Below are 21,008 nucleotides of genomic sequence, written 5' to 3' on the forward strand. Positions count from 1 at the left end.
TTCCATGGAGGCAAACAACATGGCTCGTATCACAGTAGAAGATTGCCTGGAAAAAGTAGGTGATGACAACCGTTTTTCTCTCATTCATCTGGCGGTTGAACGCATTCGTCAGCACCGGAAGGGGGAACCCTTTCTCGTATCAGGCAAAAACAAGGAGATTGTCATGACGCTGCGGGAGATTGCTGCGGGCAAGGTCACCTTTGACAACATTTTTGAACTCCCCAAGCAGCGCAAGGCGGAAAAGGTAACAGAACCGACCGTCGACGACAACGGAGTTGAAGAATAGCATCAGCAGATTGAAAACGACCATGAGCAAAAGCTACTACGAAATTCTCGGCGTCCATAAGGACGCTTCGGCCGAAGCTATCAAAAAGGCCTACCGGAAACAGGCCATGAAGCATCACCCCGACCGCAATCAGGGGGATGCTGCGGCTGAAGAAAAATTCAAAGAGGCCGCCGAAGCCTATGAAGTGCTGAGTGATCTGCAAAAGCGGCAGATTTACGATGCGTACGGCAAGGAAGGGTTGCGCAACAGCGGCTACAGCGGCCCGGGCAACAGTGAAGATATTTTTTCGCACATCAACGATTTATTCGGCGATCTTTTTGGTTTTGGCGGCGGTGGCCGAGGTAGGCGACGCGACCCCAACGGACCAGTACCGGGAGAAGACCTGCGTTACGACATTAAGATTTCCTTTATGGAAGCGGTGCATGGTATCAATCGCCAGGTCGAAATTACCAAAAAGGAAACCTGCTGGACCTGCGAAGGCTCGGGCGCCAGGCCGGGGAACAAACCCGAGACCTGTCCAACCTGCCATGGGCGTGGTCAAGTGATCCGTTCCCAGGGTTTTTTTCAGGTAAGCACCACCTGTCCACGATGTAACGGCGCTGGTCAAGTGATCACCGATCCCTGCACCGATTGTCATGGCGAAGGTTTGATCAGCCGCAGCAAAAAAGTTAGTATCCGTATCCCGGCCGGTGTTGACACCGGTTCTCGGATGCGGCTCTCGGGCGAGGGTGAGGGCGGCCGCCGGGGGGGGCCTTCTGGTGACCTCTATGTGGTCATTCATGTCGATGAGCATGAACATTTTCAGCGGGATGGCCAGACCATCTACCTTCGGTTGCCGGTGTCGATGGTGCGAGCCGCCCTTGGTTGCGAGGCGGATGTACCCACGATTCATGACACCGCAAAATTAAAGATTCCCGCTGGTGCCCAGTCCGGCGAACGTTTCACCCTGCGAGGGGAAGGTGTGCCCAGTCTGCGAGGTGGCAGTAAGGGCGACATGGTGGTCGAAGTGCAGGTGCAAACACCCACCAAATTGACCAAGGACCAAAAAGAACTCCTCCGTGAGTTCGAGGCATTGGATAAGGAACATGAGGAAGAAGGCTTCTTCGCCCGCCTGTTCCATGGACATCTTGGCAAACAAAAGAAAAAGAGCGAAGATCAGGAAAAGGTAGCCAATGGCTGAGGAAGGGCAGTTCACCCATTTTGACGCCAGCGGTCACGCCCGCATGGTGAATGTCAGCGAAAAGGGTGAGACAGTCCGGCAAGCGACAGCGGCCGGATCGATCACCATGTCGCGGCAGGCATACGACATGATCCGCCAAGGCACAGTCAAGAAAGGCGATGTCCTGGGTGTGGCGAGGATAGCTGGCATTATGGCGGCAAAAAAAGTGGACCAATTGATTCCCCTGTGCCATCCTCTGGCGATCGCCGGTGCGGATATCGCCTTTTCGTTCAATGATGTGCAGTGCACCATCGAAATTGAGGCGACGGTCTCGATAACCGGCCGGACCGGGGTAGAGATGGAGGCATTGACAGCGGTTTCGACGGCGGCACTTACTGTCTATGACATGTGCAAGGCCGTTGATAAAACCATGGTGATTTCGAACATCCGTCTTCTGCGCAAAAGCGGCGGCAAGAGCGGATTGTTTGTCAGACCGACGGCCTCATGCTCGACTGAGGCAAATCATGAGAACCACCTTGCTGGAGAATAATCATGGATGAACAGGATTTGCTGCGTTTCAAAGAGCAGCTTGAAGGAATGAAGGCCGAGATCAACATTGATGTCGAGCAGACCTTGAACGAGATGACGAGCCATGTTGGCAATATACCCGATCCTAACGATCGAGCCAGCATGGAGTCTGACCGCAGCTTCGAGTTGCGCATCCGCGGCAGGGAGCGCAAACTAATGGACAAGGTCGAAGAGGCGTTAGCACGGATTGACGACGGAACCTTTGGTATCTGTGCCGGATGCGGATGCGATATCGCGATAAAAAGGCTTCGAGCCCGTCCGGTGGCGAAATATTGCATTGATTGCAAGTCCCGTCAGGAACAGCGCGAAAAAGAACAGGGGCGATAGGTTGTATGCCTGAATTACGAAAAGATCCGATCCTCGGACGCTGGATTATTATTGCCCAGGAACGGGGCAAACGGCCCACTGATTTTTTGGTGGAAGAGTACAAGGTGAAGGGAGGGTTCTGCCCTCTCTGCCCAGGCAATGAGAAAACCACCCCGGACGAAGTGCTGGTCTACGGCCGGGATTGGGGCTACCCCAACACCCCCGGCTGGAAACTTCGGGTTGTTCCCAATAAATATCCCGCCCTGATTATTGAAGGCAACCTCGATAAGCAGGGAGAAGGTCTCTATGACCGGATGAATGGCATCGGCGCCCACGAGGTGATTATCGAAAGCCCTAATCATCAGGACCGGTTTTCCCATCTGGCGCCACATGACATGCTCCTCACCTTTCAGGCCTTTCGCGATCGTATTCGCGACCTGGCCAAGGATTACCGCTTCAATTACGTTGTGGTCTTTAAAAATTTTGGCAAGGCTGCGGGAGCTTCGCTTGAGCATTCGCATTCCCAGTTGGTGGCCCTGCCGATCCTGCCCCGGATGATTACTTCCGAACTTGAGGGCAGCCTCTCCTATTATAAATACAAGGACAGGTGCATTTTTTGCGACATCATCCGGCAGGAGATCCAACAAAAAGTCCGCTTGGTTTGTGAAAACGACCATTTTGTCACCCTCGCGCCCTTTGCCCCGCGCTCACCGTTTGAGATGTGGGTAATGCCCAAACAACATAATTCTTCCTACATCGAGCAGGATGACGCCTCCCTGATCTCCCTGGCTGAGCTCTTCTCGGAGACCCTGCGGCGACTCGACACCTGTATTCCTCATGCTCCCTACAATTTCGTGCTGCACACTCAACCTCTGCGTTCCGGTCCGTTGGATCATTATCACTGGCACTTTGAGATCGTTCCCAAGCTGACCTCGATTGCCGGATTTGAATGGGGAACCGGATTCTACATCAATCCCATGCCGCCGGAGGAGACCTGCCGATACCTCCGTGAGGTAAAACTGTAGGAGGCCGCCATGAAAAAAAATCGTATTTTGCTGGTTGATGACGAGGAGAGCATCCAACTGCTCTATCGGGAGGAATTCGAGGAAGAAGGCTATGTTGTGGATTCGGCCTACAATGGTGTCGAGGCCCTGGCTAAATTCCGGGAAAACCCGCCCGATCTGGTCATCCTGGACATCAATATGCCGGGAATGAACGGCATTGAAGTGTTGCGCCAGATGAAGGAATTTCGCGCTCATCTGCCCATCATTCTCAGTTCGGCGTACCAGGAATACAAACAGGATTTTGGCAGTTGGGCCTCCGAGGCCTATGTGGTTAAGTCGGCCAATATGGACGAGCTTAAGGCCACTGTCCGTAAGTATCTCCTCTGATTGATTGGCTCTTTGTCTCTACAGCCCCCGCGATAGCCCTTGCCAGGGCACTGCGCCGCTCCCCGCATGAAAGATATCCAGAATCTCCACGACACCCGGCGCATCAATATTCGTAAGGTGGGCGTCAAATCCATCACCTACCCGATTATTGTTCTCGATAAGGAGAGTAAAACCCAGCAGACTTTGGCCCGGATGAATATGTATGTCAATCTGCCGCACCGGTTCAAGGGGACCCATATGAGCCGGTTTGTCGAGATTCTCAATCGGTTTCACGGCCAATTCAACCTGAAAACTTTTCATCTCATTCTTGAGGAGATGAAGGTGCGCCTGGAGGCCGAGGCTGCTCACTTGGAGATCGAATTTCCTTATTTCCTTAAAAGCGAACAACCGGATCGCACCCCCTGGATGGAGCGATATGATTGCCGTTTGCATGGTACGCTCTCTCAAGTTTTTGATCTTGTCGTCGAGGTCGATATTCCGGTGGCGTTACCAAGCCCAATAGGCTTGCCGGCTACAGTTATTTCCTCGGGTCTCTGGGGTGAGATCACCGTTGCCGTTCGCATGAAGCGCTTTCTCTGGATCGAGGATCTGATCGGTCTCATTGAACGTGGTGCGGCCCCGCAAACAGCCCAGGCTGAAACCGTGGAATCCATGTGCCGCCGGATCAGTGCAGCCCTGCAAATAAATGGCTCTTTTCATTGGTACAAAGTTGTTGTGAAAAATATTGCCAGCGGGTATTCAACATTTGCCTCGACCGAGTGGCCTGAACCTGTATCGGATCCGACAGATGGTTCGGGGGAAGACCATATTTCTTGCCGGACTAAGGGAAACCGGGTGTTTTTCCCTTCATAATGTTCAATCAATCCAACAAGAGCGGACTGCAATGAGTGAACTTCTCTTTGAAATCGGAACAGAAGAAATTCCAGCCGGTTACATACAACCGGCCCTGGAAGCTTTGGCAGCCGATGCTGCTAAGAAACTGCGATCTTTGGAGCTTGCCTTTGAATCGATTCGGACCTTCGGCACCCCTAGGCGTCTGACTCTGGCCATTGATGGATTGCAGTCCCGACAGGCGGACTGTCGTCAGGAGCACATCGGTCCCTCGAAAAAGGCGGGCTTTGACGGTGAAGGTAAGCTGACCAAGGCAGCTGTCGGTTTTGCTCGATCGCGTGGTTTTGAGCCGGAACAGATCCACGTGGTCACCACTGCCAGGGGGGAGTATCTGATGGTGGTGGAGGATGTCAAGGGGCAGGAAACCTCTGTTCTCCTGCCCGCCGTACTGGAATCGCTTGTCCGCGAACTGGTGTTCCCCAAATCGATGCGCTGGGCTGATTACAATATGACCTTTGCCCGTCCTATTCAATGGTTGCTCGCCTTGTATGACGGCGCGGTGATCCCCCTCACTCTCGAGGGGTTGGACAGCGGCGGCACTACCCGCGGTCACCGGTTTCTGGCTCCGGCCAGCTTTTCGGTCACGGGGATAGATTCGTACCTCAGCGGTCTAGCGGGCCGGTTCGTTATCGCCAATCCCATAGAGCGTAAGGCCAAAGTGGTCGAAGAGGTGAAACGAGCGGTCAACATGGGGGTCGATACTCCCGGAGCGCAGCCGGTTCTCCACGAAGGGTTGCTCGATACGGTAACCAACCTGGTGGAATATCCCTACGGCATCTGTGGCCATTTTGACCAGAAATTTTTGCAAATACCAGAAGAAGCCCTGGTCACCTCGATGCGCGAGCATCAGAAATATTTTCCGGTCGTTGGGGTGGATGGGAAGCTGCTGCCGCTCTTTGTGGCAGTCAACAACACCAGGGTCGAAGATCAGACCCTGGCCGCTAACGGTCACGAGCGGGTGTTGCGGGCGCGTCTTGAGGACGGGTTATTCTTTTTCAAGGAAGATCGTAAACGACCGCTGGCCGATCGTTGCCCGGAACTGCTTGGGATCGTCTTTCAGAATAAGTTGGGCACCATGCAGGCCAAGAGCGAAAGAATCAGCAGTCTTGCCGGCAGGTTGGCCGCTCGCATCGCCCCAGAACTGCGCGAGGACGTCATCCGTGCCGCCCAATTAGCCAAGGCTGATCTTTTAACCGCCATGGTGGGAGAGTTTCCTTCGTTGCAAGGCATCATGGGGCGGGTCTATGCTCTTCATGATGGGGAAAAACCTGCCGTTGCCCAGGCCATCGAGGAACATTATCTGCCACTCCGGGCGAACGGAGAGGTGCCGCAGTCACTGCTCGGCGGCTTGGTCGGCATAGCCGATCGTATGGACACCCTGGTGGGCTGTTTTGCTATCGGCGAGAAGCCCACGGGCAACAAGGATGCTTTTGGCCTGAGACGGCAGGCCATCGGTTTGATCAGTATCATTCGTGGGCTGAACATCTCCCTTTCCTTGATGGAAACCGCCACCGCCGCTCTTGCCGGGTATGCCGAAAAACTCAATCAGCAAACAGAGGTTGCCGCCGATGTAGTGGCTTTTATTCGACTTCGTTTCGAAAATGAACAGATGGCCTCTGGCCTTCCCCAGGAATTGGTAGAGGCGGCTACCTCCGTCGACTTTGACGATCCGGTCGACTGCTTGGCACGGATCGAGGCCTTGAACCAAATTCGGGGCCAGGAAAGCTTCCGGGTGTTGGCCGGTTCATTTAAGCGTATTCGCAACATCATTAAGGAAAACAAGGAAACTGTGGTTAACCCGGCCTTGCTGACCGAACCGGCTGAAAAGGAACTGTTTGCCGCCTTGACCAAGGTGCGGGATAAGGCCCTGCCGCTGCTTGAGAGTCGGGCCTACCCTTCCGCCTTGCTCGAACTGTTGGAGATGAAAGGTCCCGTGGATCAATTTTTTGATAAAGTCATGGTTATGGCCGAGGACGAGGCGGTCCGCCGCAACCGGTTGAATCTATTGACTGCCTTGGGAGAATTGGTGCTTCGAGTGGGGGATATCTCCAGGATGCATGTGGAGTAAAACGAGACAGGTGTAACCAAAAGCAATAGATTGATTAATACCTGTTCTGTTGCGCAGGGTGTTGTAACGAAAACGGCTGTCCTCTTAAGGGGCAGCCGTTTTCGTTTTGGATGTTTTTGTTAAATAAGGGCGGTTATTTGCCTCGTCCGCAGAATTTGTGGGTAGCTCTTTGAAAATAAGCCCCGTCACCCTTGCCACTTTCAGGATGAGCGTGGAGGCTCGGCTCTGTCAAGGCTGTGCGCACAGCGCACACCCGCAGGGCTTGGCCTTGATAGAGTCGGGACTCCATGCTATTGCCAATGTCCTGTTGCGGGTTTTCAGAAAAAGCATCCTGTCTTACCTTGCCGGGGAAAGTTTCTTCCAAAAACTCCTCAGCTTAGCTCAGATAGGATGCACATTAAGACTATCTTGAACCGTATCGAAAAACAACCGGGTTTTATCTATGACACCTGTAGTTGGCGCGACTCCGGGCCACCGGCATTGGTGATAACGTTGCGGCCCCAAGCCGGCAGCAAGCCAATCTGCTCCAAGTGCGGTGAGAGGCGACCAGGGTACGACACCTTACGTGTCAGGACTTTTGCTTTTGTCCCATTATGGGCCATACCGGTTTTTTTTCTCTACGCTCCACGGCGGGTGCAGTGTCCAACCTGTGGCGTCAAAGTCGAAAAGTTGCCGTGGGCTGTGGGAAAAAGCCATCTTACAATCTCTTACGCCTGGTTTCTGGCCACTTGGTGCAAGCGATTGAGCTGGAAGGAAGTGGCCGAAGTCTTTAAAACCAGTTGGGACACTGTCTTCAGGTCGGTGGAAATGGCGGTCAACTGGGGCCTCGCACATCGTCAAATCGATGGGGTCACAGCCATTGGCATCGACGAGATCTGTTGGCGCAAACGCAAAGACAAGTTTGTCACCCTGGTGTATCAGCTTGACCAGGGGAAAAGACGCCTGCTTTGGATTGGCCCCGACCGTACATCCAAAACTTTCAGGGAATTTTTCGACTGGCTCGGCACGGCAAGGTCTCGGCAATTGCGGTTTATTTGTAGTGACATGTGGAAACCCTATCTGGCCGTTATTGTAGAAAAGGCAGCGGGTGCCGTCAATATCCTCGACCGGTTTCATATCATGAGTCACATGAGCAAGGCAATCGACGAGGTCAGGGCCAATGAGACCAAGGAACTGAAGAAAAACGGGAAAGAACCCCACCTGACAAAAAGCCGTTGGTGTCTATTAAAACGACCCGAAAACCTGACTGGGAAACAAGTAGACCGGCTCAAGGATCTGCTCGCATGCAACCTCAGAACCGTCCGCGCCTACTTGCTCAAAGAGGATTTTCAGCGGTTCTGGGGCTACAGTTCTCCGGCTTGGGCTGGCAAGTTCCTTGATGCCTGGTGTACAAGAACCATGCGATCCAAAATCAAACCGATGAAGAAGGTCGCCAAAATGTTGAGAGCTCACCGTTCCCTCCTGCTCAACTGGTTTCGTGCAAAAAAAAATGCGATTGCCTTGGGCTGCGTGGAGGGCCTTAATAACAAGGCCAAGGTGGTCACGAAACGATCCTATGGATTTCGCACATACGACGGGCTAAAAATAGCTTTATATCATGGACTTGGTGATCTGCCGATTCCCAAGGCTACCCACAGATTCTGCTGAGGAACCGGTTATTTTTTATGGCAGACCGAACATTTGACCAGTTCCGGTCTGTTTTTCCGGTGGCATCCCTGGCAGAGGGTGTGGGCGGCATTTTTAAAGGTGGAGATTTTTTCCGGGAGACCCGATTTACTGTTATGGCAGGTTTCACATTTTTCGATTTTTTGTCCTTCGACGTATGAGAGTCGCTTACCTTCGGCGCTCTTGCTGTGATGACAGGTTCTGCATTCCAGTCTGGCTTGGTGCGCCCCATGGGGAAACTGCGCCGGATTCGCCGGTTTTGCAGGATCAATGGTTGACTGGAGGGTGATTTCCAACGAGCCTTTATCCGCAGTCGTTGTGTTGCCTAATGAATAGGGGACACAATAGAATGCCACGAAAACGCCATAAATCAGCGTTTTTTTCATGACCAGCCTCCTTACTTCCACACACAGTTAAGAAAAGAGTAAATACGATGATGCCTTATATCGTGGCGACGGAGCGGTTGTCAAGGCAACTGATGTTTGAAAACCAGGTTTCGTTGTCCTTCAATATACCCTCATTCAGAGAGGTTAGACCGAGCCGTAGCTGTGGAGTCCGGAAAGGAAGAAATTGACCCCAAAATAGGTGAAAAAGACCGCAATAAAACCAAAAATAGCCAACCATGCAATACGACGTCCACGCCATCCTCTGGTGAAGCGGGCGTGCAGGGTCGAGGCATACAAAAACCAGGTGATAATCGACCAGGTTTCCTTAGGATCCCAACTCCAGTAAGTGCCCCAAGCCTCGTTGGCCCAAACCGCGCCGGTGATGATTCCAGCGGAAAGCCACATAAAGCCGAAAACAATGGTTTTATGGGTCAGATCGTCGATCACTTTCAGGTCCGGCAGGGAAGCGGTCAAGGAGGCGGTGCTGGGTTTATCGCTGGCCGACTGCTTGAGGAGATACATCAGGCCCAGGCCTCCAGCCACGGCAAAGGCAGCGTAGCCGATGAAGCAGGTCACCACATGGGCAATCAGCCAGTTTGATTGCAGGGCAGGGATGAGCGGGCTGATCTGGGCGTCGATTCGGTCGGAAAACGAGGCGTAGGCCATGGCAACTGCTGCACAGGGCATGACAAAAGCGCCCATAACGCGCGTTTTGAAACGGTATTCCAAGGCAAGATAAAAAAGGGTGGTGCACCAGGCGAAAAAGATCAGTGATTCGTACATGTTGGTGAGCGGCGCATGGCCGGCCCCCATCTGGTAGGACTCGGACCAGCGGAGGCCAATGGCCACGGTTTGCACAGCGGTGCCGCACAGGGCCAGCAACATGCCGATGAGACCGAGGCGTTCGATTTTAAAAAGAAACAGGCCGAGATAAAAGGCGGCGGCCAGGAGGTAGGCAATCATGGTGATGCCAAAGAGTTGGGAGCTGTCCATAGTCTATCCGTTGCCAGGCAGGGCGCCTTGGGAATAGGTATTGATCGGAATTATTTCTCTAACTTATTGATAAGCTCAGGAAATTTACTTTCAAAGCCTACCTTGTTTTTATTGGCCTCGCCAGCGAAAAGAATGCGGCTGCTGTTCGCCTCTGGCTGCACAAAAACGTAAATTTTACGGTGCGAGAGAAAAAAAGCGATATATAAGCCAATAAGCATGAGTAGGCAACCGCCGTATACCAGCCAGACGCCGGGATCCTTGGTCACTTGCAGGCCGGTGGCGTACAGTTGGCGGATGTTAAGGCTATACGTTCCGGAAGGTCGCTCGATAGCCGCTTCCTGATTGATGTTCACCCAGAAAATGGATGGGTCGCCCTGGTTGTCGGTGAACCAGATTTTCAATCGCCGAGTCACTTCACCCTGGCTTTCCCGGTTGACTATTCCGTAACTAACGCCACCCTCCGGCCAGTCCATCTGTTTTGCCGTGGTGACGATTGCAGAGGTCTCGGTGTTGGTCGCCTGTTTTTTCAACGAGACCTGGTAATTCTGATACGGCTGATAGCTTGATTGGTAAAAGGTGATCCCCTTGTAGGTCAAGGGTTGATTGACCTCAATATCAGCGGTCTGCACCGGCTTGTTCTTCTCGATAACCGTAACCCTGGAGCGGTAGGTTTTGGGCATACCGTTCGGGTAATACTCGATGGCAAAGGCGTCGCAACGAAGGTGAAAGCCGAGTTCGAGGTGTTCTCCGCTCTTGAAAGCAACAAGATGATTGGTACTTTCGCCCTCGGGCAGCATGATCGAGCCCTTGAAGGCAAATTGCGGATTATGGAGGAGTTTGCGTGCTACTGCCGAGGAACCGACCAGGGCACCGCCTAGAATGATCAGGATGGAGCAATGAACCACATACACACCGAATCGAGTCCAGCCGCCTTTCTCGGCAAAGAAGAAACGTCCGGTTCCTTTTTCCGTCTCCCTGGCATGCCAGCCTTGGACTTTGAGGAGGGCCGCCACGCGCTCGTGAGCGGTCTTGAGGGGAACAGGAAGCGTTATCTCTTGGTGCAGCGAAAATTTAATTAACTGCTCGGGAGGCGTGGTCAGACCGTCCCGGCGGAGGGTGCGAATCACCTGGGGAATGCGTTCCAAGCTGCAGACAATCAGGTTGAGCGAAAAAAGACCGAGCAGGCCAAGAAACCACCAGGAATTGTACATGTCGGGTATATCAAGGAGTTGGAAGAACAGGGCTGTCTTTGGGCCGTACTTCTCGATATAGAACGTGTGCGGGTTATTCTGGGGGATGAGCGTGCCGATAATCGAAGTGGAGGCCAGGAGGAAGAGGAGGAAGAGGGCCAACTGGACCGAGGCAAACAGGCTGAGAAATGAATTTTTTTTAGGTGGGGTCATGGAAGTTTTCCCGGAAATATGCGGTCTAGTGTCGCCCTGGAGGCAATAAAAAAATTGGAGTGATACTTTCAGAGTCTTCCTTTAGCACGGAGCCAGCAAACCGGCAACAGTAATGCTTCATGGCACAATGTGGCATTCGGTTGGTCAGCGGATCAGCATCGAGGCGTTGGTGATTACCGCCATATCCCGTGCATTGGCCGCCTGCCGGGCCGCTTCCTCGGCATTGATCCGGGTGACGCCGATCAGTCGACAGAGTTTATGTTGTAAAGACGTAACCATAAAAATTCGGATACGTGCGGTCTTGGCCATCATCGCCAGGGCGGTGCCGCCGTTGCCGCTGTACTGTTCGGCCAAATGATCAAAGGCCGCCTCCTGGTTCCCCATCTCAAAATAGGGGAGAAAGGATGTGGAGCCGATGCCGTCGGCGCATTCGGCCAGCAAAATCAGCGTGCCGTTGTCACGGACAAAGGCGGCGGCATTGTTGATGGCCTTGTGGGATTGAATAAAATTGACGTCCTTGGGATACCCTCCGGCTGACGCCAGAACCAGATCGTACTGTTCACCGGACCCGGCACGGTAGAGGGCGTCGTGTTCCCTGCAGGCGGCAAGAAAGTCATCGTAGGTTGTACCGAAGCGAAAGGCTGCGACCTCACCGTGACTGTCGAGCAGACCATGGATGGAGAGATAGGCTGGAAGCATGCGATTAATCTCAAACAGGTCCTCGGCAAGAGGATTACCGTGTAATTGACCTGAGCGGCAGCCAGGGGCTAAAATTCGCTGCTTGGCGTCAAGAAACAGTCGATGATTCTGATAGATGGCCTCCTGTTCACCCAATCCGGGAAACAGCAGTTTGCGGCCGCCGCCGAATCCCGCGAAATAATGATGGGAAATCGCACCGACGGTGAGAATCAGAGCCGCATGCAGCAGGTCTTCTCGGATACGGACCGGCGTCCCCCGGCTGGTCCGGCCCAGTTCAACAAAGCGAACCGGCTCGATGCTCCGGTGGTGGATAAAGGGATACTCTGCATAGATTGGCCCGTAGGCAGTCCGAGATTCGGCATCGCTTTGGGGGGCATGGGTGCCGTAAGCAATGTAGAAGGTGATCTGGTGGCGATTCGCACCTCGCGCGAATAACGCCTCTGTCAGCCAAGGCAATATCATTGGATAGCCGCAAAGGCGGGTTTTGTCGGCAACGACGATGGCGATGGGGCCTTGAGGAAGAACCGGGGGGAGAATTTGGTTCACTCCGGCCTGGAAAGATTCGCGGCTGAACGATCGCGCTGGTTCGCGGGGGGCAAGGATTTCGGCATGGGCGGCAACCGCGCATGTCAAACGGGCCCGGCCGTAGCGCAGGTCAAGGGTGCGAGGGAGGCTCATTGAACCGGTTCGGTCAGGGCCTGCTGGATGAGCTCCAGGGTGTGCACTGCTTTGACGGGCAGCCCGGCGCGGTCGACGATATCCTGCAGTTGCAGGATACAGCCGGGGCAACCGCTGGCAATCATTTCAGCACCACTGGCTTGGATGCCAGCCACCTTGTGGTCACCGATTGACCGGCTCAATTCGGGATGGGCAGCGGTGAAGGTGCCCCCCAAGCCGCAGCAGAGGCCGGCATCCTCCATTTCCACGAACTCAACCTGGGGCAGGGCCCGCAGGAGTTGGCGCGGTTGCACGGTAATGCCTGCGGTGCGGAGATGACAGGGGTCGTGGTAGGTAACCCGGAGACGCTGGCGCCATCTGGGCAGGGCCGCCAGTTGGTCGATGAGCCCTTGCTGCGCGAGAAAGACGTGGATGTCGACGAGTTCGCCTTCAAAGGGATTGTCCGTCTTGGCCGCATAATGACCGGCGAGCATGCCATGGCAGGAGGCGCAGGCGGTGAGGATGGTGTCCACCTGGCGGGTGCGGAAGGCATTGATGTTGGCGCTGGCCAGTTTATCGATCAGCGGGCCATTGCCTGAGGACAGGGCCGGCATGCCGCAGCAGCCCTGGTCCCTGGGGAGAAAAACGGAGTAGCCCAGGCTGTGCGGCAGGCGGGCCAGGATTTCCCCCACCTGGGGATAAAGATAGGTGAGGGCGCAGCCGGCAAAAACGCCAAGCACTGGTTTGTCCGCTTCGCCCTCGAGGAATTCGGGAACGCGCGCAAAGAGATTGCGTTCGGGGAGGGGCGGCAGGCTGCGGTCCTTGAGAATATCCGGGGAAAAACGGAGTCGCAGGCCGCTGGTCTCCGGGATTTTTTTGAACAGCAGGGGTGAGAACAGGTCAGCGCCCTTGAGCAAGGTCTTGATCAGCACCTTTGATCCGGTCAGCGCCGCCACCCCTTTACCGATCGGCGAGAGTCCCTGATCATCGGTGATCCGCCGCCTGAGTGCGCCCACAATCCCGTCGGTCGGTACCCGGTTTGGGCATTTGACCACACAGGAACCGCAGAGCAAACAGAGGCTCATCTCGTTGCGCAGGCGTTCATCCAGGCCGACCTCACCGGCAAGCATCGAGGCTGCCAAAACGATCTTGCCTCGCGCCACCGAACCTTCCCGGCCGGTCTCAAGGTAGACCGGGCAATGGGCCTGACAGGCGCCGCAGCGGACGCATTGGGCAATCTCGTCCCGGTAATCTTCGAGTGTTTTCTGCTCAACCATGGCGTCTCAGGATGATGGGGCTCCGGTGGCCGCAATTTCTTCTAAAAAAATCTTGCCCGGATTCATGATGTTGTTGGGATCCAGAGCTTTCTTGATCAATCGCATGGTGGCCAGGGTCGCCTGATCCAACTCCATACCGATGTAAAGAGCCTTGGCTGTGCCGATACCGTGCTCGCCGCTCACTGATCCGCCCAGATCGACGGTGGTGCGAAAGATCTCGTGCAAGGCCAGCTGCACCTTCTCCTCCATGCCCGCCTCAGCCAGATCGACCATGACATTGACATGGATATTGCCATCTCCCGCATGCCCGAAGTTGACGATCGGCACCTCGTAGCGGTTCGCTATGGCCTCCAGGGCCCGGATCATCTCCGGCACCTTGGAGCGGGGCACGACGATGTCCTCGTTGAACTTGTTGGGATTAAGCGTGCGCAGGCTGGGGCTGACGCTGCGCCGGACCTTCCAGATGGCCTCCGATTCCTCGCTGGTTTCGGCGACCCGGGTTTCCAGGACGCCTAGAGTTTGAATAATGGCAAGGATCTTGCCGGCCTGAGCGTCGAGCTGTTCTCTGTCACCATCGACCTCAATGATCAGGACCGCCCGGCAGGCAAACGGCAGGTCAAGCGTGGTGGCCTTGCGGACGCAGTCGATGGCCGACCCGTCCATGAACTCCAGAGTGGTGGGGATGATCTTGCCGCGGATAATGGCCGAAACCGCCTGGGCTGCGCCGTCGATGGATTCGAAGGCAACCAGCATGGTCTTGCGGGCCTCGGGTTTGGGCAGCAGGCGCAGGGTAATCCGGGTGACAATGCCCAAGGTCCCCTCGGAGCCGACAAAAAGCCGGGTCAGATCATAACCGACCACATTTTTCATAGTCCGGCCGCCGGTATGGATGATTTCACCTGTCGGCGTCACTACTTCCAGACCCAGCACATAATCCCTGGTCACGCCGTATTTGACGCAGCGCGGCCCGCCGGCGCATTCGGCGATGTTGCCGCCCAGGGTGGAAAAATCCTTGGAGGCCGGATCAGGCGGATAGAAAAGGCCCAGTCGTTCCACCTCTTTCTGCAGCCGGCCGGTGACGACGCCGGGCTCGACCACAGCGATCAGGTTGTTGGTGTCGATTTCCAGAATCCGGTTCATCCGGGTGAGCACGAGCACAATCCCGCCATGGATGGGCAGACTGCCGCCGGTAAAGCCGCTGCCGGCGCCACGGGGGAGGAGGGGGATGTTTTCGGTGTTGGCCAGACGAACGATTCGGCTGATTTCGTCTGTGTTGGCCGGATGCACCACCAGATCCGGCAAACACTGCCGCTGGGTGGCGTCAAAGGAATGGGTGATCCGGTCGACAGTCTCGCTTGAGACATTGTCCGGGCCAACAATATCCGCCAGTTTGGCCAGGAGGCGATCCTTCAGTAGCGATTCCACACTGTACTCCAGACTATGCCTTGCCGCCCGATGGCAGGTGCACGGTCATTTGCGGGAAGGGGATTTCCCAGTTGTTGGCGTTGCAGCAGTCCACGCACCATTTGGTCAGGGCCCGTTCGATCCGTCGGTAGGCCGGGGCCTGGTCACCCTTGAAATCCGCCAGCACCGCCACATCAAGGGACGAGGCTCCAGCCTGGAGAAAATCCACCGACAGGCTGAGGCAGTCTTCGGCGTAGCCGTTTTCCGCCAGTTTTGTCTGCAGAAAGGTTTTCATTGTTTCCAGGACCGTGGTGGTGATCTCGGCCTGCAGATCGTAGGAGAGGCCGAAGACCACGCGGAGGCTGAAGTTGCGCGAGAGGTTGGCCGGCGACATGCCGAGGAAGGCGTCGGTTTGGTAGACCGTCCGCCGGCCGCCCAGTTCAACCACCTCCACCTGTTCGTGGGAGAGGGTGACCACCTTAGCAAAGGGCTTGCCGTCAATCGCGATCCAATCACCTTTTTTACAGGGAAACCACGGTTCGTCGATGTGATAGGGCCGGGAGACAAGCCCAATCATGTTTTCGATCGGAATGCGCAGGTGCATGGCCAGGGCCGGGTTGTAGAGTTTGCAGAAGACGTTGATTGCTTCCACCTTCCAGGGCACGCCATTATAAATGATGCGCTCGCCCTCACGGATCGAGCCCATGTTCAGCACCAGCCGGACCTGCTGCCACATCTTGGGCAGAGTTTGGCGGACCGTCCAGGCCAGACCGACGAAGAGGATGATGGTGGCGCTCAACAAAAGCCAGTCCTCAGCGGTGTAGAGGACGAAGATTAAACCGCAAATTGCTGCGACAACAGAAAATACCTGAAAGAAAATGTCAAGGACGCGGACATGGATAGGCCGCTGCTCCTTCCGGGCACCGGGGAGGACAAAAAAGATCAGGCGGGCGAGCAGGCGGCAGGCCAGGAGGATGCCCACAAAAGCGAATAAGGCGATCAGCAGGTACAAGCCGCGGTTGCGGAAAAATTCCCGGACCGAATTGCCGGAGCTTTGCAGCAGTGAAACATCCTTATCCTCCAGCTTCGCCAGTTCCCGCTGGGCTAGATCCAATTTGCTATTGATCCGCTTTTCCATGTTCTGCCAGGCGGGCAGCAGTTCTCCCAGATGAGTTTTAATGTTGGGAGTTTTTGTCTCGTTGGTCAGCCGATTGAGATGCTCAACCGCCCGGCGGGCCGTGGCTACCTGTTTGTTGTAGTCGGCGATAGTATCCTTGAGCTCAGATTTCTGCCGGGCGCGGGCAGTCAGTTGCTTCAGCTCCTTGATGCTTGGTTCCAGCAGAGCGGTCAGTTCGTCTTCAAAACTGAAGGTGACCTTTTCTTTTTTGGAAAACGCCTCGGGAGCCACCCCGGTGGCGATCCGCTCAAAATCCGCACCCGTTTCGGAGAGCTGTTTATCCAATTTGGTCAGTTCTTCCTGCAGCGCCTGTTTCTCAGCCTCGGAAACGCTGGCCTTCAGCTTTTTGGTGGTGACGGTGATCTGCTGTTTAATGTTTTTCTGCAGCTCCACCAAGGACGTCAGCATGTCCAGGACATCACTGGTTTGTTCCGCCTCTTCTTGCTGGCGCAATTTTTTGGTCAGGACCGATTCGAATGTAATTTGCGGTTCGGGCTCTTCGGCTGAGGTTTTTGTATGTTGTGAGCGGATGCCGGAGCGCAAGGGCGGCGTGGCCGTTACCTGGCGCAGGTTTTTGGGATAAGGGAAGACCTGGAACCATAGTGAGGCTTGTTGTTTGGCCGATTCCGATTCATCGACCGCGGCGGCGAGCAGAGGCGGGACATTGTTGCCCGGCCCGACGCTCTTTGCCGTGGCATTGGTTCTGTTTCGCTGGCTTGCTCTTGCCGGTTTCTTGGCCGGAGGGGGTGCGGCAGCTGGTGCGTTCTCGACTTTTTTAGGCTCCGTGGCAGGGTGAATAGACGCTGAAGGTGCTGCCTGCGATTTGTTGAGCAACGGGGCGGCGGCCGGAGACGATGGAGGAGCTGAGGGCGGTCCCGGAAGGGGCAGCCACTCCGGTTGTTTGCCTGCCTGGGTCGATGGCTGCTGGGGCGCGATCAACAGCGGCGGGGCAGCCGGTTCCGGGGCGGCCTTTTGTTCATCGGCAAAGGCATGGATGGCGAGAGCCAGAATGAGCGAACAAAGCAGAGGGATGCGCATGATCAGGTCCGTTTCAGGGTGGGTTGAGGGATTGATATCATTGGTTAGGAGCGGAGACGAGTGCGACGGGGGGCCACCACAACCATTGCAGCATCCGGCAGGGGTGCTCTTCGCCTGTCTTCGACGAGGCTTCGATTGGGGAACGGGTCCAAGTTTCAGGGCGCCAGCCGTTCGATGGTCCAGTTGTTGTCCTTGAGGCGGTAGATAAAACGATCATGGAGTCGGCTGGTCTGGCCTTGCCAGAATTCAACGGTTATAGGCCGCACCCGATACCCGCCCCAGAAATCGGGCAGAGGGATTTCACCCTTGAAAAATTTGCTTTTAATTTTATCGAGTTCCATCATCAACAACTGGCGGGAGTTGAGAATCGAACTCTGTTTGGATATCCAGGCGCCCAACTGACTTTCGCGCGGCCGGCTGGCAAAGTAGCGGGCCGATTCGGCGGTGCTGACCTTTTCGGCGATACCGGTGATGGCCACCTGACGTGCTAGTTTGATCCAGGGGAAGAGCAGGGCGACGTTCTGGTTTTCTTGAATTTGCTCGGCTTTACGGCTGCTGTAGTTGGTAAAGAAGACAAAACCGTTTTGGTCAAACAGTTTGAGCAGCACCGTTCGCAGGGTGGGCTGGCCATCCGTGCCCACCGTGGCCAGGGCCATGGCGTTGGGTTCGGGCAGTTCTGCCTTGCAGGCCTCGTCGAACCAACGTTCAAACTGGTGAAACGGGTCAGAAGCCAGCATGTCCCGGCTGAGTACCGGGTTGGCATATTCTTTCCGCAATCCTTTGATATCCATCTCTTCCCTCCGTTGGGCACATTACCCCCGCAAGATAAGCCGAACTCTCTAGCAGGTCAACACTCTCTTGTTAAGAGTTTTTTCTTCCACGGGTTCTCAGTCACATGACAAAGTTGACCCCGGTCGAATTAAATCTTGTGATAGAAAAAGCCTTTTGCTGCAAGTCGACCTGCGGCAACTTGTAACAGCAACGGGGAACGAATAGGGGGCGAAAAAGGAACATGCGGAAAGTCGGCCGGCCCCAGAGCAAGCCACCTTTTGGAACGCGGGTAATTCCGGCTCGGTTTATTGGCTGGTTGGGTTGTTCTGCATTCTTAGACACTCGTCACCTCGTTGTGTTGCGGGCGGCTAGCAGCACTGCGAGTGTCGCACGGGCATCTCCAAGCGCTCTATGCTTGGGCGCTGCCGCCCCGACGTGCTCCGCTAGTACACTGAGCTTGTATGTGCCAAGCGAGGGCCACGTGCGCCGCGCCACTGGCAGGGTGTCGTGAACTGCATTCTTAAATTTTAGCTTTGTCTTTACACACGCAGCGCGAAGGAAACCTTGGTCGAACGGCGCGTTGTGAAAGAAGATCGGGCGCTCACCTATGTGACTCAAGAAGGCAGCCAACGCTTGGGTGAGCGGTTGACCCTGAGTGTCTACCTCGACCTGTATTATGCCTGTGAGCCTAGTGATATTGGCAGGGACAGGGTACTGCGTTTTTACGAGCACCGACAACTCGGAGGTCACCGAGCCGTCCGGGTCGACCAGCACTGCCGCTAGCTCGAGGATCTCTGCACTATGCGGATTGAGACCGGTAGTTTCCAAGTCCGCTACGGCAAACGGCGCTTGCGTGGCCGCCCAAGCGGATTCAATGTCTGTCACCAATTCAGCGAGCTGCGCTTCACGGGCAGCGTTTCGCTCCAGCCACTCCTTGCGATACCCCAAGTTGCGCGTCACAAGTTCCCGCAGCCACTCAGCCATCGTCTTCTGCGCGAGGCCGAGGGACCGGGCCGTCTCGTTCGCACTATGCAGTTCTCCCCAGCAGTAGCGAGACACGGCATTGCGTCGGAGGTGTGGCCACACGGCGTCAAACGACTGGTGCTCAGCAGGTTCACCGAAGGCCTCAACCAACCACTTCACGTCGGTCTTCGAAAGCGCTTGGATGCACAGGTAGCCCATCAAGGAGTATTCGATGCGAATGCCCTGAAGTTCGCCAATATCGACGTAGCGAGTCATCGCGTGGACAGGTATACCTTCAAAGGCGAGAGACTCGGCAAAGTCCACGAGGACGCAAGAGCTGTACAGTGCGCGGAGCAGATCGTCGTTGGGTTGCTTGGCCTTTCGGAGTTCTCGGATGAGCACCCGAAAAACCTTGGCGATCCCTGCAGCTGAATTGGGTCCCAATACTAGGATTGGCTTGAGGTGCTCGAGTTTGGTCACATCAGGGGGTAGGAAAGGTAGTAGCCATCCGTAGGCCTTCTCTGAGCCGTCTCGCAAGCGGCGTTTCTGTGTTGTTTCCTCAAACCACTGGTCGGCGGTTTTAAGCAGCCCAAGTTCATTGGTAAGCACGAAGTTGTGACGCTCGATAGCCTCAGCCACCTCAACCTCGGAGATGGTTGCTACGGATTGTGTTGCCCCGGAATAACTGACCGTCACGGTCAAGTCAGATGCCGACGCAGGATGTGCAGGTGATGGATTAGCGGATTGCTCGGGGCTATTAGAGCCCAACAGCTTCGAGGCTAGGTTGTTGAGAAAGCCCACGGGACCCTCCATCGGTGAATGTTTTTGGGGCTGTCGAGCATTGTGCCGTAAAAAAGAGGAGCGAGGTCCGTGTTACACCAGGACTGAAAACCAACAGAACAATCGACGGACCAGTAGAGAGCGGTCAGATGCTTTCCGCCCGTGGCTACACACCCATTGGGGCCTATCTTTGACTCTTCATAAAATGCCGAAATGCCGGTCACCGTTGAGCGCGGCACCCGGTCAGGGCGGTCAGGCGGCGATCATGGCCTCGAGCAGGGCGGGCAGGGCCGAGGCGCTCGGCTCTTGCACAAAGAAGCCGCGAGCGCTTTTCTGGGCCAGTTGAGTGAAGGGGTTGGCCTCGATGTTGACGTCAATGATCACCCCGTCGCGCTGATAGACCTCCCGGGCTACCTGGTTGGGGAGATTGGTGGCCCCGGCCGTGCCGACGACGATCAAGAGCGCCGTGTTTTGGGCGGTTTTGAGCGAGCTGTAAAAGTGGTAGTGATGTTCGTTGTAGCTTTCGTCAAACAGCAGGATATGCGGCCGGGACCGCGCCCCGCAGAGCGGACACCGCAAGTGCTCCCGGTCGCTGTCGGTCAGTCCCTCTTCCTTGCTCTTGGGCCGGACAGCCGCCGGGATCGGGTAGAAGGCCTCGCTGCATTCCAGGGAACAGCGCATGTAAAAGACGTTGCCATGAATCTGATAGGTGCGAGGCAGGGTATTGCCGGCCCGCAGATGGAGGCCATCGACGTTTTGGGTGATCAGGGTGAAGCGGTCGCCGAAGTGCTGTTCCATGGCTACCAGGGCCAGGTGGCCGGGATTGGGCTCGGCCGCGCCGCAGATGCCCATACGGTACAAATACCATTTCCAGACCTCGTCGGGCATCTGGCAGAACATGTGAAAGGTGGCCATCTCCTGCGGCTGGTAGACCGTGGAACCGACGGTCCAGTAGCCTTCCGGGCCGCGAAAGGTCGGGATACCGCTCTCCGCCGAGATCCCGGCCCCGGTCAGCACCGTGATCTTGCCTGTTCCTCCGGCGATCTCTCGCAGCACGTTCCGTACGTCCTCTTGCATGACAGTGTTCCCCTGGTAAAGAATTGGTC

General features: G+C 55.6%; 19 protein-coding genes. 9 read left to right on the forward strand and 10 right to left on the reverse strand.

The window, feature by feature from the left end; translation table 11 throughout:
- Positions 1-19 precede the first annotated feature (19 nt).
- The 9 genes from rpoZ (at position 20) to ACHZCX_RS17915 (ending at position 8,336) form a co-directional block, all read left to right on the forward strand.
- Entirely contained in the window at positions 20-286 is a 267-nt protein-coding gene (gene rpoZ / locus ACHZCX_RS17875) for a DNA-directed RNA polymerase subunit omega (RefSeq protein ID WP_319588557.1), read from the forward strand.
- Positions 287-308: 22 nt separating this feature from the next.
- Positions 309-1,466, forward strand: coding sequence for a molecular chaperone DnaJ (gene dnaJ, locus ACHZCX_RS17880; protein ID WP_319588558.1), 1,158 nt, complete (start codon positions 309-311; stop codon positions 1,464-1,466).
- A complete protein-coding gene (gene moaC, locus ACHZCX_RS17885) occupies positions 1,459-1,995 on the forward strand; it encodes a cyclic pyranopterin monophosphate synthase MoaC (protein WP_319588559.1) in 537 nt (178 codons plus the stop codon). The genes dnaJ and moaC overlap by 8 nt, the downstream gene beginning before the upstream one ends.
- Positions 1,996-1,997: 2 nt before the next feature.
- On the forward strand, positions 1,998-2,360 hold the full coding sequence (gene dksA / locus ACHZCX_RS17890; RefSeq protein ID WP_319588560.1) for an RNA polymerase-binding protein DksA: 363 nt from the start codon (positions 1,998-2,000) through the stop codon (positions 2,358-2,360).
- Positions 2,361-2,365: 5 nt separating this feature from the next.
- Positions 2,366-3,364 carry a galactose-1-phosphate uridylyltransferase gene (galT, locus tag ACHZCX_RS17895; RefSeq protein WP_319588561.1) on the forward strand — a complete coding sequence of 333 codons (999 nt, stop codon included), beginning with the start codon at positions 2,366-2,368 and terminating at the stop codon, positions 3,362-3,364.
- A gap of 9 nt (positions 3,365-3,373) precedes the next feature.
- The gene (locus ACHZCX_RS17900; protein ID WP_319588562.1) at positions 3,374-3,730 is read left to right on the forward strand and encodes a response regulator; all 357 of its coding nucleotides are present in this window, start codon (positions 3,374-3,376) and stop codon (positions 3,728-3,730) included.
- Between the two features lie 66 nt (positions 3,731-3,796).
- Positions 3,797-4,582, forward strand: a complete 786-nt coding sequence (locus tag ACHZCX_RS17905) for a GTP cyclohydrolase, FolE2/MptA family (RefSeq protein WP_319588563.1) — start codon at positions 3,797-3,799, stop codon at positions 4,580-4,582.
- A 31-nt stretch (positions 4,583-4,613) separates the two neighbouring features.
- Entirely contained in the window at positions 4,614-6,689 is a 2,076-nt protein-coding gene (gene glyS / locus ACHZCX_RS17910) for a glycine--tRNA ligase subunit beta (RefSeq protein WP_319588564.1), read from the forward strand.
- Between the two features lie 390 nt (positions 6,690-7,079).
- Positions 7,080-8,336, forward strand: coding sequence for an ISL3 family transposase (locus ACHZCX_RS17915; RefSeq protein ID WP_319588565.1), 1,257 nt, complete (start codon positions 7,080-7,082; stop codon positions 8,334-8,336).
- Between the two features lie 8 nt (positions 8,337-8,344).
- Here ACHZCX_RS17915 and ACHZCX_RS17920 read toward each other — a convergent pair whose 3' ends face one another.
- From ACHZCX_RS17920 to ACHZCX_RS17965, 10 genes are all read right to left on the reverse strand, one after another.
- Positions 8,345-8,740 (reverse strand): cytochrome c3 family protein, encoded by a 396-nt coding sequence (locus ACHZCX_RS17920; protein WP_319588566.1) that lies wholly within the window; start codon positions 8,738-8,740, stop codon positions 8,345-8,347.
- A gap of 144 nt (positions 8,741-8,884) precedes the next feature.
- Entirely contained in the window at positions 8,885-9,733 is an 849-nt protein-coding gene (gene ccsB / locus ACHZCX_RS17925; RefSeq protein ID WP_319588567.1) for a c-type cytochrome biogenesis protein CcsB, read from the reverse strand.
- 50 nt (positions 9,734-9,783) lie between these two features.
- Positions 9,784-11,136, reverse strand: a complete 1,353-nt coding sequence (locus tag ACHZCX_RS17930) for a cytochrome c biogenesis protein ResB (protein ID WP_319588568.1) — start codon at positions 11,134-11,136, stop codon at positions 9,784-9,786.
- A gap of 144 nt (positions 11,137-11,280) precedes the next feature.
- A complete protein-coding gene (locus ACHZCX_RS17935) occupies positions 11,281-12,513 on the reverse strand; it encodes a lactate racemase domain-containing protein (protein WP_319588569.1) in 1,233 nt (410 codons plus the stop codon).
- On the reverse strand, positions 12,510-13,769 hold the full coding sequence (locus ACHZCX_RS17940) for a (Fe-S)-binding protein (RefSeq protein ID WP_319588570.1): 1,260 nt from the start codon (positions 13,767-13,769) through the stop codon (positions 12,510-12,512). The genes ACHZCX_RS17935 and ACHZCX_RS17940 overlap by 4 nt, the downstream gene beginning before the upstream one ends.
- 6 nt (positions 13,770-13,775) lie before the next feature.
- Positions 13,776-15,194, reverse strand: coding sequence for an FAD-linked oxidase C-terminal domain-containing protein (locus ACHZCX_RS17945; RefSeq protein ID WP_319588571.1), 1,419 nt, complete (start codon positions 15,192-15,194; stop codon positions 13,776-13,778).
- Positions 15,195-15,207: 13 nt separating this feature from the next.
- Complete coding sequence (locus ACHZCX_RS17950) at positions 15,208-17,388, reverse strand: hypothetical protein (protein ID WP_319588572.1); 2,181 nt, start codon at positions 17,386-17,388, stop codon at positions 15,208-15,210.
- Between the two features lie 155 nt (positions 17,389-17,543).
- Positions 17,544-18,179 carry a pyridoxamine 5'-phosphate oxidase gene (gene pdxH, locus ACHZCX_RS17955; RefSeq protein WP_319588573.1) on the reverse strand — a complete coding sequence of 212 codons (636 nt, stop codon included), beginning with the start codon at positions 18,177-18,179 and terminating at the stop codon, positions 17,544-17,546.
- A 325-nt stretch (positions 18,180-18,504) separates the two neighbouring features.
- A complete protein-coding gene (locus ACHZCX_RS17960; protein WP_319588574.1) occupies positions 18,505-19,923 on the reverse strand; it encodes a 3'-5' exonuclease in 1,419 nt (472 codons plus the stop codon).
- Positions 19,924-20,154: 231 nt separating this feature from the next.
- Positions 20,155-20,979, reverse strand: a complete 825-nt coding sequence (locus tag ACHZCX_RS17965) for a Sir2 family NAD-dependent protein deacetylase (protein WP_319588575.1) — start codon at positions 20,977-20,979, stop codon at positions 20,155-20,157.
- Between the last annotated feature and the right edge of the window lie 29 nt (positions 20,980-21,008).

It is taken from the genome of uncultured Desulfobulbus sp., from assembly GCF_963662935.2.
GTDB lineage: Bacteria > Desulfobacterota > Desulfobulbia > Desulfobulbales > Desulfobulbaceae > Desulfobulbus.

What these genes read in the sequence shown, in the direction of transcription:
- ccsB (WP_319588567.1), bottom strand. Translation starts at nt 9,733, where the DNA reads ATGGACAGCTCCCAACTCTTTGGCATCACCATGATTGCCTACCTCCTG.
- ACHZCX_RS17920 (WP_319588566.1), bottom strand. Translation starts at nt 8,740, where the DNA reads ATGAAAAAAACGCTGATTTATGGCGTTTTCGTGGCATTCTATTGTGTC.
- ACHZCX_RS17935 (WP_319588569.1), bottom strand. Translation starts at nt 12,513, where the DNA reads ATGAGCCTCCCTCGCACCCTTGACCTGCGCTACGGCCGGGCCCGTTTG.
- ACHZCX_RS17950 (WP_319588572.1), bottom strand. Translation starts at nt 17,388, where the DNA reads ATGCGCATCCCTCTGCTTTGTTCGCTCATTCTGGCTCTCGCCATCCAT.
- rpoZ (WP_319588557.1), top strand. Translation starts at nt 20, where the DNA reads ATGGCTCGTATCACAGTAGAAGATTGCCTGGAAAAAGTAGGTGATGAC.
- ACHZCX_RS17900 (WP_319588562.1), top strand. Translation starts at nt 3,374, where the DNA reads ATGAAAAAAAATCGTATTTTGCTGGTTGATGACGAGGAGAGCATCCAA.
- moaC (WP_319588559.1), top strand. Translation starts at nt 1,459, where the DNA reads ATGGCTGAGGAAGGGCAGTTCACCCATTTTGACGCCAGCGGTCACGCC.
- ACHZCX_RS17930 (WP_319588568.1), bottom strand. Translation starts at nt 11,136, where the DNA reads ATGACCCCACCTAAAAAAAATTCATTTCTCAGCCTGTTTGCCTCGGTC.
- ACHZCX_RS17940 (WP_319588570.1), bottom strand. Translation starts at nt 13,769, where the DNA reads ATGGTTGAGCAGAAAACACTCGAAGATTACCGGGACGAGATTGCCCAA.
- dnaJ (WP_319588558.1), top strand. Translation starts at nt 309, where the DNA reads ATGAGCAAAAGCTACTACGAAATTCTCGGCGTCCATAAGGACGCTTCG.
- ACHZCX_RS17915 (WP_319588565.1), top strand. Translation starts at nt 7,080, where the DNA reads ATGCACATTAAGACTATCTTGAACCGTATCGAAAAACAACCGGGTTTT.
- glyS (WP_319588564.1), top strand. Translation starts at nt 4,614, where the DNA reads ATGAGTGAACTTCTCTTTGAAATCGGAACAGAAGAAATTCCAGCCGGT.
- pdxH (WP_319588573.1), bottom strand. Translation starts at nt 18,179, where the DNA reads ATGGATATCAAAGGATTGCGGAAAGAATATGCCAACCCGGTACTCAGC.
- dksA (WP_319588560.1), top strand. Translation starts at nt 1,998, where the DNA reads ATGGATGAACAGGATTTGCTGCGTTTCAAAGAGCAGCTTGAAGGAATG.
- galT (WP_319588561.1), top strand. Translation starts at nt 2,366, where the DNA reads ATGCCTGAATTACGAAAAGATCCGATCCTCGGACGCTGGATTATTATT.
- ACHZCX_RS17965 (WP_319588575.1), bottom strand. Translation starts at nt 20,979, where the DNA reads ATGCAAGAGGACGTACGGAACGTGCTGCGAGAGATCGCCGGAGGAACA.
- ACHZCX_RS17905 (WP_319588563.1), top strand. Translation starts at nt 3,797, where the DNA reads ATGAAAGATATCCAGAATCTCCACGACACCCGGCGCATCAATATTCGT.